Source organism: Peribacillus sp. QJM3NY_7, assembly GCF_056173225.1.
The window spans coordinates 1,301,450-1,317,193 of record NZ_CM149663.1 but is presented as its reverse complement, the minus strand read 5'-3'; the positions used below and the strand labels follow the sequence as shown (position 1 = coordinate 1,317,193).

Genomic DNA, 15,744 nt, shown 5'->3' with positions numbered 1-15,744 from the left:
TTAGCGGTTTCCATCCTTTTAAGTATTTTTGTTTTCTCCAGCAATCGTAGAAAAAGGAGGCCCACATCCGATGTTCAAGAAAACCAAAAAGCAACTGTCCAAGCCGAAAAGTAATAAGGATTACATAGAAAAGCTTGAAATAAAGGAAGAATCCGATTTAAGAAAAATATTCCAAAATTCAGGAGATGTTTTTTTCCAAAGCAGTCTATATCGCAATGAGTTTCCCCTTAAAGTCACATTAATAGGATGTGAAGGACTTATCGATACCGAACTGTTAAATAATCTTGTTTTTGAAAGATTAACATTATTTTTTCAAAAGTACCCAAAGGGGAAATTGACGATTGAGGAGTTAAAGGACTCCCTTTACCTTCCTCAACTCGCCGAAGTTAACACAAAAGAAGAGTTATTTGCAGACATCTACTCTGGGAAGTTAATCCTTCTCATTGAGGGATTCGAATATTTATTATCCGCTAATATTTCTAAGCGTCCCCAACGCAACCCTGAGGAAACATCTGCCGAAGTCACGATTAAAGGCCCTAGAGATAATTTCATAGAAGATTTATCCATTAACGTCGCTTTAATCCGTAAGCGAATGCGAACAAACTCCTTGAGTGTTAAATATTTCGAGGTGGGCAAGCGAACTTTGACTAAAGTCGCAGTTTTATATATGGAGGACATTTCCAATCCCGATATGGTTCAGGAGATATCTCGAAAAATAGAAGCGATCGATGTGGATGGGATATATGGCGGTAATCAATTTATGGAATTGATTGAAGAAAAGCCTTCGATACTTTTCCCTAGGCATGACTATTCGGGAAAGCCGGATTTTGCCGTACAATGCCTGTTAAAAGGAAGGCTCCTAATTTTAATTGATGGTGTTGCCTACACAATGATTACACCAATCAACCTCTTCATTGTCTTAAAAACATCCGAAGATAATGAATATCCGTCCATTTATGCTTCATTTGAAAGGACCCTTCGATTATTCGGTATTTTTATTGCGGCTTTATTACCTGGTTTTTGGGTCGCATTAACAACCTTTCATCAAGACCAGCTACCGCTGATATTGCTGGCAACGGTAGTGGAGTCCAGAAGGGGCCTGCCACTTCCAACCGCACTGGAGGCAATTACCATGGTGATCGTCTTTGAAATCTTCAAAGAAGCAGGGATGCGTCTCCCCACTTCGATTGGATCTACATTAAGTGTATTGGGAGCCTTGATCATAGGGGATGCCGCCATCCGTTCCGGTTTAACCAGTCCGGCCATGCTTGTTGTCATTGCCGGCTCGGCTGTTGCCACTTTCACTCTCGTCAATCAATCGATCATTGGCGTCATCAGCTTAATAAGACTCGTGGCCATTATATCCGCTTCATTTTTGGGCCTTTTCGCATTTATGCTACTAGCTCTATTTTTATGTGCATATGTAAGTAATATCCGGATATTAGGAGTTCCTTATATGGAAGTTTCCGCTAATTTGAGTATGTCCAACATAGTCAAAACACTTTTTCGCATTCCTCCCTCATTTGATAAAAGACGACCATCCATCTTTTCTTCAAAAGATCCTACCAAGAAAGGTGAGGAAGGACATAAATGAAAATGAAATGCACTTTCATTCTTTTATTAAGTGTTTTCGTTCTAGCTGGCTGTTGGGATTCCAATGAACCTGAACGCCTTATGTATGCAAATGGTTTAGGTATCGATTATAAAAACGGAAAGGTCCTCGTTCACCTTCAAATAATAAATATGAAAGGATTAGCCAAATCGGAATCCGGCGGTGACCCAAGTTCACTTAGCGCAGCTGATGTTGGAACAGCTACTGGAAACACTTTGGAAGAAGCATTATTCAATTTATATCATACGGCCGATCGGCGTATTTATTGGGGACACCTCTCATTTGTGATTTTTTCTGAAAAAGCGCTTAATATGGGCGGGCTCAAATATACGGTTGATTTTTTGGACCGTTACCGTGAAACACGTTATCGGATATTCTTTTTCATGACTAAAGATTCAATAAAAGATGCCATGCTCATTTCTCCCATTGAAAATATCTCCATGGCATTTTCAAAGTTGAGTGATCCGGATGATAACTATCATCAAAGTTCTTTCATCCCGCCCATTAATCTAAGAGAAATTATCATTCAACTGGATGAACCTGCTTATCAAGTATCCATACCAGAATTAAAAATAACAGAGCAATGGACCGGTCAGGATAAAAATAAGAAGTCATTATTAATGGAAAGTGTAACTATCATTTCCAATAATAAAATAAAAGAATTTCTGCCGAATAATGTCATGAATGGAGGGCGTTTAGTCAATAAAGATTTCGTTCGTGATAGCATAACCCTTTTCCCCGGAACAAAAAAGGATACATCTGTCGTCCTTTACGATAAAAAGACAGAAATCACTCCTATCATCGAGAAAAACGGCAAAGTCCGATTTGATGTGGACTTGAAAATAAGGGCAAGTGTGGAATTGATGAAAAATGATATAACGCGTAAACAATATGAATCGGAAATAAAACGCTCAATCAAGAAAGAGATAAAAAAGACATATCAATATACGCAAAAAAGAGATATCGACCTCTTCAAACTCTCTAAAATACTCTATCGGAATGAAAATGATACCTGGAAAAGAATTGAGAACGAAGGAATGATCCCCTTGGAAGATGATACGCTCAGATCAATTTGGGTTGAGGTAGAACTTCAAGATACCGGTAAACAAAAATTATCTCCTATCTTTGAAGGGCAGAAAGACAAAGGAGTGAAAAATCAATAAAAAGGGGACCGATATCGGTCCCCTTCTTTTACTGTCATCCGATTATATGGTAACCAGAATCCACATGGATATTTTCCCCTGTAATCCCGCGGGACATGTCACTTAATAAAAATACTGCCGTATCCCCTACTTCTTCTGGAGTCGTTGTACGACGAAGCGGTGCTTCTTCTTCAATCTTCTTTAAAATGGTATTGAAGTCGCGAACACCTTTTGCGGATAGGGTACGGATAGGTCCCGCTGAAATAGCATTCACTCGAATGTTATCTTTGCCAAGATCACTTGAAAGGTAACGGACATTGGCTTCAAGTGAAGCCTTAGCCACTCCCATTACATTATAATTAGGCATGACCCGTTCACCGCCAAGATACGTCATTGTGACGATGCTGCCGCCTTCCGGCATGATTTCTTTCGCCGCTTTAGCTACAGCCGTTAAAGAAAATGAACTGATATTATGGGCAAGCAAGAACCCTTCACGGCTCGTATTGACGAACTCACCGTCCAGTTCTTCCTTGTTAGCGAATGCGACACTGTGTACCACGCCATGAATGATACCTGTTTCTTCCTTAATCGTCGCAAAACATTTTTCAATGCTTTCATCCTTCGTTACATCACATTGTAAAATGATGGAGGGCTCCCCTTCCAATGTAGAAGATAGTTCCCTAACGCTTTTTTCCGTACGGTCTTTTCCGTAAGTGAAAATCATCTTTGCACCTGCTTTATGTAAGGAACGGGCAACTCCCCAAGCAATACTTCTTTTATTCGCAACACCCATTATGACAAACGTTTTTCCCTCTAATGAAAAAGTCATCGTATGTGACCTCCTATTTTTAATACAAGTTATTAGTACCTGCTACTAATGACAGTATATCAAATTTCCCTTGATAAAAACACCGTTTTCTAAAGTCCTCTGGGAATGACCCTCCAGGAGGGCCTTCATTGACTTATAGTAAATAGCCCATTAATAATGTCGCTAATCCGAAATAAATAAGAATACTGATAAGGTCATTTATAGTTGTGATGAAAGGACCTGAAGCTACTGCTGGATCGATTTTCATTTTATGCATGAGAAGCGGGACGATTGAACCGGCAAGTGTGGCAACGATCAGAGTTATGAAAATCGAAATACCGACCAATAACCCCAGCATTAAATCTTTTTGCCAAAAATAGACGATGAAAATGATGGCAATTCCGCATGTCAGACCAATAATAAGGCCAGTTCCAGCCTCCCGAAGGACTAGTTTCCACTTGCTTTCCTGTTCTAATTCACCTGTTGCGATTCCTCTGACCGCCACTGCCAATGCTTGTGTTCCTGTATTTCCAGCCATGCCGCCAATCAATGGAATAAATACAGCCAGAATCGCTTTTTGGCTTAGTGTCTCTTCGAATCGCCCGATCAAACTCGCAGTCAGCAAGCCTAAGAACAAGAGGATGACCAACCATGGAAGCCGTTTTTTTGCAGCTGAAAACGGACTCTTATCAACATGATCCAGATCAGATATACCGGCGAGTTTAGAATAATCATCGGATGCCTCTTCATCCATGACATCAATGATATCATCAACCGTAATAATCCCTAACAAATGGTTCTGGAAATCGACGACCGGCACGGCAAGGAAGTTATAGTCCCTTATTTTTCTTGCCACCTCTTCCTGGTCTTCAGATACAGGTACGGAAACTACCCTGTCATCCATTAAATCACCAATTAACGCATCTTCATCAGCAATGATCAAAGTCCTGAGCGATAAAACACCAAGCAGCTTCTTATCCTGATCGGTAACGAACACATAATATATCGTTTCCGCATTCGGAGCTTCCCTTTTTAAGATCTGCATGGCTGATCGAGCCGTTTCATTTGCTTCAATGGCAATGAACTCTGTCGTCATGATGCTTCCTGCCGTAGATTCCTCGTAATTCAGAAGTTCCTGGATTTCGCTTGCCGCTTCATCATCCATGATGGTCAAATAGCTGACGGCCTGCTCATCATTGATTTCATTCAGGACGTCAGCAGCATCATCCGCATACATATGGGAAAGCATATCGGCTGCGTAAGAAGGATTCATTTCAGCCAACAGGCTTTCATAATCCTCTTCATCTATTTCTATATTCTCAAAAAGGTCCGCCATTTCTTCCGGTGACAAATATGTGTAAATGACGGATCTGAATTCATCTGACAAGCTTGTATAAAATTGAGCCTGATCATAGGGATGCATTTCGAGGAACTCCGTACGGAACTGATCTAGATTTTCCGTTTTAAGCGCTTCAAGCAAAAACTCGTTATTCACTTGACTACTCTCCCGCTCCCTCTCCCGGTCCTTCATCTCCTCCATAACCATACACCTCCTAAAACAAATTTTTCATTTCTTCGTTTATATTTTATTTTTTAAATAATACTATACTAATACCATAAACATATACAAAACAAACAAAGGATGTGTCAAATGAACATCGATATCATAGGGGACATTCATGGATGTTTCGCTGAATTCAGGCAGCTGACCGAAAAAATGGGCTATACATGGGAGACTGGGGTTCCTGTACATCCCTCTGGAAGGATTCTCGGCTTTGTAGGGGATTTAACCGATCGCGGCCCCAATTCCCTTCAAGTAATCGAGGTTGTCCATGAATTAGTCATTAACCAAAATATAGCAAGGTATGCCCCAGGTAACCACTGCAATAAATTGTATCGTTATTTTTCAGGCAATAAAGTACAAATATCACACGGTTTAGAAACTACTGTAGCTGAATATGAATCACTGAACAGTCGGGAGCAGAAGAAAATCCGAAAAAAATTCATGGATCTATATGAACGCTCCCCACTTTATCAAATCATGGATGAAGGGCGATTGATCATTGCTCATGCAGGAATTCGCAGTGACTATATTGGTCAATATAGCAGTAAAGTAAAAACCTTTGTCCTCTATGGTGATATAAATGGCTCCAAACATCCGGATGGGTCTCCGGTCAGGAAAGACTGGGCCAAATCATACAAAGGGGAATCTTGGATCGTATATGGCCACACACCTGTCCCTGAAGCTAGACAAGTCAATCATACATACAATATTGATACAGGCTGCGTCTTCGGTGGAAAACTGACGGCTGTCCGTTATCCCGAAATGGATCTTCAAGAAGTGCCTTCAACCATGCCATATATAGCGGAAAAATTCAGGACATCTTTTGATTAACCAAAAAAACTCGCCATCTTGGTGAGTTTTTTTGCGTCCATGATTTTTTTCAAAATCCTGAATCGTTCGTTTTAATGTGCCCCGTTATAAAATCAGGAATGCCATCCTTTACTTCCATCGAGCAAACGGGACATATCTTCTGGCAACTCTTCTTGAAACAACATCATCCTCTTTGTGAAAGGATGTAAAAATTTCAGCTCAAAACAATGCAGGGCTTGGCGAGGTATACCTCTCCTGTTCCCTCCATATAAATCATCACCAGCCAGCGGGTGACCAATATGAGCCATATGGACCCTGATTTGATGCGTACGCCCTGTTTGGAGTTCCAAATCAAGGAATGTATGGGACTCTGTATGTGCCAATACCTTAAATAGGGTACAGGCATGCCGGCCATCCTCCCTAACTTCCCGTTCGATGATGCTGGTCGATTTTCGTCCGATTGGCGCCACTATCTCTCCTACAGGTCCTTCAACGATCCCCTCAGCTATGGCTTGGTATCTCCGTTTAACCTGTCCTGATTTTTGCTGTTCACTTAATAGGTGATGGATATGCCGGTGCTTGGCAATTAAAACCAGACCTGATGTGTCCCGGTCAAGACGTGTAACTATATGGATCGTCGCCTGTACTCCCGTCTTCCTATAATAACCCGCCAAGCCATTCGCCAGACTGCCGTTGGGATGCTCGCGGGAAGGAATGGTATTCATGAAAGGGGGCTTGGCCACCACCAATACAAACTCATCTTCATACCTGACATCCAGGGGGATCGGTTCCGGTAAAAGGCCTTCGCTTGCCTGCTCCGGCGGGAATATGACGGTGACGGTGTCACCTGTTTCAATCCGTTCCCTTACGGTTACTTCTTCACCGTTCAACCGGATATATCCACCTTTAAACTTAATATCCGTTAATGCTCGTTTTGAAATATCGCATTTGCTGAGAAACTCTCGCAATAAAGAGCCAGAATCCTCTTCAGAAACCGACCAGGTCAAAGAAAAGTTTTGATTTGACATGAGGTGAGTCTATCTCCTTAATTAGCAATAAATGAATCATGCACTCTTTTCCAGAAAGGAAAAGGGCGGAATCTGGCAAATCGGATCTTTTCATCTGCCACCCGGCACTGTATCGACTTTACATTTTCCTGAAGCAAGGACAAATGGTCGACCGTAATTTGAAAATTGACCGCATTGACCGGCCTGAACATACATGTATGATGTGCCGGCAGCAGAAGTGGAGATCCTACCGTTCTAAACACCCGGTTATTAATGGATGCCAATTCGGTAATCTGGATGGCATCGATTGATGGATGGACGATGGCCCCGCCAAGCGCCTTATTATACGCCGTGCTTCCAGATGGGGTCGCAATGCATAAACCATCTCCACGGAACGTCTCGAAATGCTGGCCGCGTATTTCAACGTCCATTACGAGCGTCCCTTCAACACTTTTGACTGTCGATTCATTCAAAGCCAAAAATCTGTTTTCCCGTCCTCCATGCTGATAACGGACAATCGTTTCGAGCAGTGGATATTCCACTATTTGAAATGGGGTTTTGGCTAAAGCTATCACCAATTTTTCAATTTCATCAGGGGTCCAATCTGCATAAAACCCAAGATGACCTGTATGTACTCCAACAAAGGCAGTTTTATCCAATCGATTCTTATAACGGTGAAAAGCATATAATAAAGTGCCATCACCACCGACAGAAATGACAATATCCGGCTGATCTTCGTCATATTCCAAATGAAAGTCCTGAAGATACGTTCGCATCCTTTGCATTAAAGTATTCGATTTCGCATCTCCTTTTGACGTAATCGCAAATTTCATGTAATCCCACCTTCAATTTAGATTTCTTCTCGTTTACCCATTTATTTGTTCAAGAATCTTTCTTCCGGGAAAAAAGACGCTGGGCTTCCTGGATTTCCGTACGGATTTGCGACATCTCTGCATCAAGCAGGAAGGCAGCTTCAGCTGCACGTTTGAGTCGCAGTTGAATATCTTCCGGGAAAATGCCTTTATATTTATAATTTAAAGAATGTTCAATCGTCGCCCAAAAATTCATCGCAAGAGTCCTGATTTGAATTTCGGCAAGGATATTCTTTTCGCCATGGATCGTCTGGACCGGATATCGGATTACAACATGATAAGAACGATAGCCGCTAGCTTTTTTATGGGAAATATAATTCCTCTCCTCGACTATCTCAAAGTCATTTCGACCTCGTAAAAGTTCAACCACCTGTTCGATATCATCCACGAACTGGCACATCATGCGAAGCCCTGCAATATCCTGGATCTCAGTTCCCAATTTATCAATGGGAATGTCCTTTAGGCTTGCCTTATCCAATATGCTGACAATCGGCTTTACCCTGCCTGTTACAAATTCGATCGGTGAGTGAATATTCTCTCTCTCAAACTGTTTCCTTAAACCCTTTAGCTTAACCTTCAATTCTTCGACAGCCTGAGTATAAGGCGCCAAGAAATCGTCCCAACTCTCCATTGCCACACCACCTATATCTATCTAAAAAGCGCCTGTTCAACTCTGGTATGGGCAGAACGCTCTCCTAAACCCAGCAGCCAAATGACTTTATGCCAATTCACCACTGGTTCCTATTAAATCTTTCTCTAGCAAAGAATATGTATTAAATTTCTATATATACGATTGACCAATTCTCGTGCTCAACGTTTATATTTTATCATATCCTGCAATTGATTCCTAAAAATTCAAGTACAATAGCAAAAAATTATTGAATTCAATTTGACAGCTGGAATGGTTCTTATATGATTAACCTAAGAATCAGCGAGAAAGGATGGGACACATGAACCAGCATATTGAAATTGAATTTAAAAACCTCTTAAGCGAAAAAGAATTTCGTCAACTGATCGAATACTTTCATGTCGGGGCATCGAACTTTAAAACACAGAAAAACCATTACTTCGATACACTTGGATTCTCTTTGAAACAGCAAGACTCTGCACTTAGGATCAGGGAGAAAAATGGGCGATACGAGCTGACTTTAAAACAGCCCGCTAAAGAAGGATTATTGGAAACGAATCAAGATATTCCTGAAGAAACCGCATATGGCTTCCTGAAACATAACATATTCCCTGATGGCGAGATCCGACATCTTATCCTCGAGTGCGGAATTGATCCAAAAGACTTTACCTGCTTTGGGACACTACAGACAGACCGTTTTGAATTTCCTTACAAAGAGGGTCTGCTCGTTTTAGACCATAGTTCGTATTTGAATCAGGAAGACTTTGAGCTTGAATATGAAGTGTCGGATGCAAAAGCCGGGAAAAAAAACTTCCTGACCCTCCTTGAATCCCTTAAAATTCCGGTAAGGGAAACCGAAAATAAGGTTAAGAGGTTTTATCGTGCCAAATTCCAAAAATAATCCTGTTGAATCCATTCGGAGGTGGAGAGTTTGAAAATCCAAGATTTCAAAACGTTTATGGAATTGCAGGCAATCCAGCAATTCACGAACGGCAACATCCAAAATACAAATTCATCTCGATCCGTTTTCCAGGACATGCTCTCGGCATTGGTTTCGGGTGATGCTCTAGAAGGCACTTCGCAGACATTGGGTTCCTTATTATCCAATGTGGAAACGGAAGCGAAGAAGTCCTTTCTTCAACCCATCGGCCTGACATCCATGAACATCAACCCGATTTCCGCTGCCCATGCTAACAATCAGAGCAGCGGAAACGCAACAAACTATGATCATATCATCAGCTGGGCGGCAAGTTTATATAATCTCCCGGAAAAACTGATTAAGTCTGTCATTAAACAAGAATCGAACTTCAACCCTGAAGCCACCAGTTATGCGGGTGCAACCGGCCTTATGCAGTTAATGCCAGCAACTGCAAAAAGCCTTGGGGTGGATGATGCAACCGATCCAGAACAAAACATCATGGGCGGGAGTAAATATTTAAGTCAAATGATGGCTCGTTATGACGGGGACATTCAGGTTGCCCTTGCTGCATATAATGCTGGGCCAGGAAATGTCGATAAATATAACGGCATCCCTCCTTTTAAAGAAACTCAGAACTATGTCCAAAAAGTTTATGGCACATTTTCAAGCTAAAGCAAGCTGACCCTTTTTTTTATGATGGGTCAGTTTTTTCATGTCTATATATGCTTCTTCCACGCACCTTGAACAAATGGTAAAGCTCCTCAAATGCTGTCATCTTCAATCATTTCCCTGTGTCATACTACAGATGTAAAATTTTCTTTAAGCTATATATTTGTTATATCAGTACGTCATTGATAAAATATGAATAAATATCAACCATCTTTCTTTAAAAGGAGTAATCAACATGATGCAAGGGAACCCTACACCATATGAATTAATTGGAGAAGGGCAATTACACAAATTAATTGATGTGTTTTACTCCAACGTTAGTCAACACCCGGATCTGCAGCCAATATTCCCTGACGATTTAACTGAAACGGTCCGTAAGCAAAAACAATTTATGACTCAATATTTAGGCGGTCCCTCTTTATATACCGAAGAGCATGGCCATCCTATGTTGCGGGCTCGACATATACCTTTTGAAATTACACCAGAACGTGCGAAAGCATGGCTCTCATGCATGTATCAAGCCATGGACGAAGTTGGCCTTGAAGGTGAGATTAGGGAGTTTTTCTATCACCGCCTCTATTTGACGGCACAGCATATGATCAATACATCCGGAACTGACGGGAAAGGAGAAGACAGTTGAGCGCACAAAAACCAGTTTTCAATATTTCCGATTGGATCAAGACGCAGCATTGCTATGAAATAGGAAAAAAGCCAATTGAAATTTATGTTTTTGTTGATCCGCTTTGTCCCGAATGCTGGGGCTTAGAACCAATTATTAGGAAATTACAGATAGAATATGGCCAACTGTTCAGTTTGCGCCATGTTTTAAGCGGTAAAATCGATTCTCTTAATATGGGGAAAAATAAAAATTATGAAAACCTTGCTCAAGTTTGGGAAAAGACAGCCAGCCGCTCGGGAATGTCCTGCGACGGGAGCCTTTGGTCTGAAAACCCAATCTCTTCTCCATATACAGCTTCCATCGCAATAAAGGCAGCGGAATTGCAGGGCCGTAAATTGGCCATTCGTTTTTTAAGGCAGCTTCAAGAATATGTATTCATAGGTAAAAAGGATATATCCAATATCGAGGTCTTGATCGAATGTGCCAAAATGGTCGGTTTGGATGTGGAGGAATTCCTTTATGACATCAATTCTTCCAGTGCAGCAAAAGGCTTTCAATGTGACATGAAAATCACAAGTGAAATGGAAGTGACTGAAATACCTTCCCTTGTCTTTTTCAATCAAAATATAGAAGAAGAGGGAATAAAGGTTTCAGGTGTCTATTCTTACGAGGTATATGTTCAAATTTTAGAAGATATGCTGAATGGTCTTCCAGCCCCCGCACCCCCTCCCTCTCTCGAAGAATTTCTAAGCTGTTTCAAACTAGTGGCCACAAAGGAGATTGAAACGGTTTATAATATGAGTAAGAATACCGTCGAGTTGGAAATGAAAAAGCTTGTTTTAAAACAGTTGGCAGAGAAAATTCCTGCTAAATACGGAACGTTTTGGAGATACACAAAGAAACAGTCATGAATTTGACGCTTCTTTGTTATATATTAAAAAGGAAAAACCATGCAAATCAAAAGATTGCATGGTTTTTTATTATAAGAAATAAGGGGATGGGAGAAATTTTTCACGATCAAACAAAGGGGTATAAGTTTGTTTGTGATTCACTTCACAATATATAATATAACAGATAACCCATTTATGTTTCAACTGTATGTGTAACTTTTCACAAATTGTTCACAATATATATTGTTCGTCTTTTATTATCCTTTCTAGTATATATACCAAAATAAGAGACGGTTTTAATTTTTAGGCCATACGTGTTTTGATAGCTGATTTAGTATGGAATTGAGTCTATTTGTGAAATTGATCACAATAATGGCTAAACATTTCTTTTTATTCATTCAGCTTACGTTCAACTTTTATTACTACCGGTACCATTATATTTCATGGACATGAAAAACCCCGGCAAATCACGAAATTTGCTGGGGTTTTCACCTATTTATACGATTAAGGGGATAGGAGAAATTTCACGACGAACAAACAAAGGGGTATATGTTTGGGATGTGATAACTTCTATATCTGTACTATAGCAGATTACACACCTTATTTGCAAGAACTTTGTGCGCGACTTCACATTATTGTCATATTCTTAGAATACTGCTTATTCTAAAACATACTATCTAATAATGAGCAGATGAGTTTTTACTGCTGCCAGGTTGGAGGTGACCAAATTGAAAGGCTTTATTCTTCTCATACTCTTGATGGGGTCGCTATTTGTCCAGCTACTCGGTATCATGGACCTCATTCCTCTGTATTTTACCTCCCCTATTTTATTTTTTGTTTTGTTCATAATTCTTCATAGCTTAAATCAGAGAAATCGTTTTAAAGGATTATGACGGACATCCAGATAAAGATGAAAAGGACCCGAAGTGTTCGGGTCCTATCCACATCCTATTTATTCAAAAGTTCTTCCAACTCATTTAATTTTTCTTCGAATACATTCATGGCTTCTTGTACAGGCTCGGCTTTTGTCATATCGACGCCGGCCTTTTTGAGTACTTCAATCGGATAATCGGAACTTCCTGATTTCAGGAACTCCAGATACCTTTTGACAGCAGGCTCTCCTTCTTCAAGGATTTGCTTGCTCAATGCTGTTGCTGCACTGATTCCAGTTGCATATTGATAAACATAGTAATTATAGTAGAAGTGTGGAATACGAGCCCATTCCAAACCGATTTCTTCATCAATGGTCACGTTCTCGCCAAAGTATTTCTTGTTCAGCCCATAATATTCCTTAGTAAGCATATCCGCCGTCAACGCTTCCCCATTTTGAGCTTTTAAATGAATGGTATGTTCAAACTCAGCAAACATCGTTTGTCGGAACAATGTGCCACGGAAGCCTTCCAGGTAATGGTTCAGTAAATAGATGCGTTTCTTTTCATCTTCGATCGAATTCAGTAAATAATCATTCAACAGGTTTTCATTACAAGTGGATGCAACTTCCGCTACAAAAATTGAATAATTCCCGTATGGATATGGCTGATGTTTACGTGTATAGTAGCTATGGACCGAATGCCCAAACTCATGAACGAGCGTGAATAAGTTATTGACGTTATTTTGCCAGTTCATTAGAATATAAGGGTTCGTCCCGTATGTCCCCGAAGAATAGGCACCGCTTCGTTTCCCTTTGTTCTCATGCACATCGACCCAACGGTTTTCAAATCCCTCTTTCAAAACATTCAAATAGTCCTCCCCTAGCGGAGCAAGACCTTTAAGGACATAATCTTTGGCCTCGTCATATGTCACTTCCATCTTCACTTCTTTAACAAGAGGAGTGAATAAATCATACATATGAAGTTCATCTAATTCCAGTACCTTTTTACGTAAGTCAAGATAACGGTGCAGTAATGGCAAGTTGTCGTTGACCGTTTTAACGAGATTATCGTATACGGTCTCCGGAATGTTATTATTACTTAAAGCCGCTTGGCGTGCTGAATCATATTTTCGAACCGTGGCATTGAAGTTGTGGTTTTTCACCTCACCTGACAGTGTTGAAGCAAATGTATTACGGAACTCCCCGTACTTGCTGTATACCCCTTTAAATGCCTCCTCACGTACACGGCGATCTTCACTCTCAAGAAATCTGATATACCTTCCGTGAGTAATTTCCACTTCATTTCCCTCTTCATCCTTGATGGTCGGGAATTTCAGATCGGCATTGTTAAGCATACCGAAAGTATTACCCGATGCATCGAGTACTTCTGATGCCTGTGCCAATAGTTCTTCCTGCTCTGCTGATAGGATATGGGGTCTCTGAAGATTAATTTCCTCTAAAGAATGTTTATATAATTTCAATTCTTCTTTTTCTTCCAAAAACCCTTCCACTTTACTTTCTTCAATACTCAATAGTTCAGGAACCATATATGAAAACGCAGCCGCTGCCTGTGCGTATAAAGCTTTTGCCCGATCCTCCATCCCTTGATAAAATGGATTGGTTGTATCTTGATCATTGCGCATATGTGAATAAGAATAAACTTTCCCTAGCTTCTCGAAAACCTCATCTTGAAGTTGGAGGGCCGCAAATAGCTTTTCTGCGCTTTCTCCCAACGTCCCTTTATGCGCCTCCGCTTTCTTGAGGTCTTCCTTTACCGCTTTGAAGGCAGCTTCCCAATCTTCCTCGGTTGCGAAGATATCTTCCAGTCTCCACGTATCTTCAGGAGCTATTTCACTTCTTGAAGGTAATGTATTCGTTTTTGTTTCCTGTGCCATAAAAATTCCTCCCCATTCTATAGAAACTTGCCATTGGGCTAACTCATTAAACCGGATTGAACACTGCCATGCTTCATTCTGTTTAATTCACAGTTCTTATTACTATTTCTCCATTTACAAAAATAATCCTGCCATTTCATCTGAATTCAAGATAAATTGAGATGTCATCACTGATTATACTGGATATTCCCCTTTTCCATCATCAATTTATGCTTATCATAGAAATCTTTTTCCAAAATTTGAGCTTGATCACTGGTGAAGGGAAGGGTAAATTCCTTTTCAATTTTAAAAACCCCTTCTTCCAGCTTTGATAGATAACCCAATTGTTCCAAAAGCATGATATATTGATCAATAGGATACTCGATGGTTTTTTCATGAAGCAATGGCAACGGTCTGAACTTTATTTCCCCTTTTTTTGAACGCTTTCTAAAAATGCGGATAATATCAGCCATATAAATCTTTTCCCCTGTTCTTTTCTCTTGAATCGCATCCATGTATAACCATGCCTGCCATTCGATTGAGGCAGTTTCGATCAACAGCATCCCTCTGACGGGAACACCCACTTCAATTGGAAGTGTCGCAGGTGAAATATGATGTAAATATAGGGCTTCGAAAAAAGGATCGCATCTGCGTGCTGTTTTCACTCGATGGAGCGACCAGCCATTTCGTTTATATCTCCATACAGGCAGAAAAGGGAAACGAAAGCAGTTTTGGGGGACTGCCCGACTAGGGGGAAGGAGCTTTAGAGAAGCTGTTGTCAATTCGGCAAAGACGGTTCTAGGGGTAAAAGGAGTGAGGTTCTTCAATACTGATAAATGATCAGTTTCCGGGCAATACATCCAAAGAAACGGATGATGGAAGCTGCCGGTGACGAAGAGCCATTGGAAGCGGGATATACTGAATTCATAAAAGCTTTTCCTTTTTAAGCTTTTTGCAGCGAGGATCCAGATTGGTTTAATGCCTATGCTTTGATAGGCTCTTGACCTTTCCATGAATTCCGCCTCGGGGATAACGGAGCATTGAAATTCTATCGCATAACGATTACCCCCTATCCTCACTAAAATATCAGTCCTTTTCTTAATTACGGGAAGGTAGGCTTCTAGATCCACTTGATAACCATGTGATAAAAACCACTGAAACAATTTTCTTTTTCCCATTAAATGATAAGCGGATTCCGGTTCTGAAGAAGCACGGCATGAAGAACTATTTTTATGGGCGAAATGCGGAACCCTTACACTGCCCGCTTTGATGGTCAATTCCATCTTGCAGCATGGACAGTAATAATCTGCTGACTTTCTCCAGTCATCAATCATGTTTGCCGGTATCTTTTCAGGGAGGGTAATCCAAGTCCCTTCTTTATTTATCGCAGTTAGCATACATCTCCTCCTCACCCACTACATTCGCCTGGTTCGCTTAGGATTCCTTTTAATGTGAAAAA

The 15,744-nt window shown here is 40.7% G+C and carries 14 protein-coding genes; 7 read left to right on the top strand and 7 right to left on the bottom strand.

Going from position 1 to position 15,744, the window contains the following annotated elements; genetic code table 11:
- Positions 1-70 precede the first annotated feature (70 nt).
- Together AC0VX1_RS06320 and AC0VX1_RS06315 are read left to right on the top strand one after the other, a co-directional pair.
- Positions 71-1,594 (top strand): spore germination protein, encoded by a 1,524-nt coding sequence (locus AC0VX1_RS06320; RefSeq protein WP_413022164.1) that lies wholly within the window; start codon positions 71-73, stop codon positions 1,592-1,594.
- Positions 1,591-2,775: a Ger(x)C family spore germination protein gene (locus tag AC0VX1_RS06315; protein ID WP_413009451.1), complete on the top strand. Its 1,185-nt coding sequence runs from the start codon at positions 1,591-1,593 to the stop codon at positions 2,773-2,775. The genes AC0VX1_RS06320 and AC0VX1_RS06315 overlap by 4 nt, the downstream gene beginning before the upstream one ends.
- Before the next feature lie 34 nt (positions 2,776-2,809).
- Here AC0VX1_RS06315 and fabI read toward each other — a convergent pair whose 3' ends face one another.
- Both fabI and mgtE read right to left on the bottom strand, forming a co-directional pair.
- Positions 2,810-3,583 carry an enoyl-ACP reductase FabI gene (gene fabI, locus AC0VX1_RS06310; protein ID WP_034314473.1) on the bottom strand — a complete coding sequence of 258 codons (774 nt, stop codon included), beginning with the start codon at positions 3,581-3,583 and terminating at the stop codon, positions 2,810-2,812.
- 133 nt (positions 3,584-3,716) lie between these two features.
- Positions 3,717-5,093: a magnesium transporter gene (mgtE, locus tag AC0VX1_RS06305; RefSeq protein WP_214808780.1), complete on the bottom strand. Its 1,377-nt coding sequence runs from the start codon at positions 5,091-5,093 to the stop codon at positions 3,717-3,719.
- 120 nt (positions 5,094-5,213) lie between these two features.
- Between mgtE and prpE the strand changes: the two genes are divergently transcribed.
- Positions 5,214-5,957, top strand: coding sequence for a bis(5'-nucleosyl)-tetraphosphatase PrpE (prpE, locus tag AC0VX1_RS06300; RefSeq protein WP_057278897.1), 744 nt, complete (start codon positions 5,214-5,216; stop codon positions 5,955-5,957).
- A 92-nt stretch (positions 5,958-6,049) separates the two neighbouring features.
- Here prpE and AC0VX1_RS06295 read toward each other — a convergent pair whose 3' ends face one another.
- The 3 genes from AC0VX1_RS06295 to yjbM are packed head-to-tail and all read right to left on the bottom strand — an operon-like array spanning position 6,050 to position 8,446.
- On the bottom strand, positions 6,050-6,964 hold the full coding sequence (locus tag AC0VX1_RS06295) for an RluA family pseudouridine synthase (protein WP_413022168.1): 915 nt from the start codon (positions 6,962-6,964) through the stop codon (positions 6,050-6,052).
- Between the two features lie 17 nt (positions 6,965-6,981).
- Positions 6,982-7,776 (bottom strand): NAD kinase, encoded by a 795-nt coding sequence (locus AC0VX1_RS06290; protein ID WP_034314482.1) that lies wholly within the window; start codon positions 7,774-7,776, stop codon positions 6,982-6,984.
- Positions 7,777-7,825: 49 nt separating this feature from the next.
- Entirely contained in the window at positions 7,826-8,446 is a 621-nt protein-coding gene (gene yjbM / locus AC0VX1_RS06285) for a GTP diphosphokinase (RefSeq protein ID WP_034314484.1), read from the bottom strand.
- Between the two features lie 319 nt (positions 8,447-8,765).
- Between yjbM and AC0VX1_RS06280 the strand changes: the two genes are divergently transcribed.
- The 4 genes from AC0VX1_RS06280 to AC0VX1_RS06265 all read left to right on the top strand — a co-directional run bounded on the left by AC0VX1_RS06280 (position 8,766) and on the right by AC0VX1_RS06265 (position 11,561).
- Complete coding sequence (locus tag AC0VX1_RS06280) at positions 8,766-9,344, top strand: CYTH domain-containing protein (protein ID WP_098864116.1); 579 nt, start codon at positions 8,766-8,768, stop codon at positions 9,342-9,344.
- Positions 9,345-9,365: 21 nt separating this feature from the next.
- On the top strand, positions 9,366-10,034 hold the full coding sequence (locus AC0VX1_RS06275) for a lytic transglycosylase domain-containing protein (RefSeq protein WP_475470416.1): 669 nt from the start codon (positions 9,366-9,368) through the stop codon (positions 10,032-10,034).
- A gap of 232 nt (positions 10,035-10,266) precedes the next feature.
- On the top strand, positions 10,267-10,671 hold the full coding sequence (locus AC0VX1_RS06270) for a globin domain-containing protein (protein WP_053534150.1): 405 nt from the start codon (positions 10,267-10,269) through the stop codon (positions 10,669-10,671).
- Positions 10,668-11,561, top strand: coding sequence for a ClpXP adapter SpxH family protein (locus tag AC0VX1_RS06265; protein ID WP_475470413.1), 894 nt, complete (start codon positions 10,668-10,670; stop codon positions 11,559-11,561). Before AC0VX1_RS06270 ends, AC0VX1_RS06265 begins: the two co-directional genes overlap by 4 nt.
- A gap of 927 nt (positions 11,562-12,488) precedes the next feature.
- On the opposite strand, the gene pepF is transcribed toward AC0VX1_RS06265, so the two are convergent.
- Positions 12,489-14,306, bottom strand: coding sequence for an oligoendopeptidase F (gene pepF, locus AC0VX1_RS06260; protein WP_413009446.1), 1,818 nt, complete (start codon positions 14,304-14,306; stop codon positions 12,489-12,491).
- A 167-nt stretch (positions 14,307-14,473) separates the two neighbouring features.
- Positions 14,474-15,682, bottom strand: a complete 1,209-nt coding sequence (locus AC0VX1_RS06255; RefSeq protein ID WP_413022172.1) for a competence protein CoiA — start codon at positions 15,680-15,682, stop codon at positions 14,474-14,476.
- Positions 15,683-15,744 lie beyond the last annotated feature (62 nt).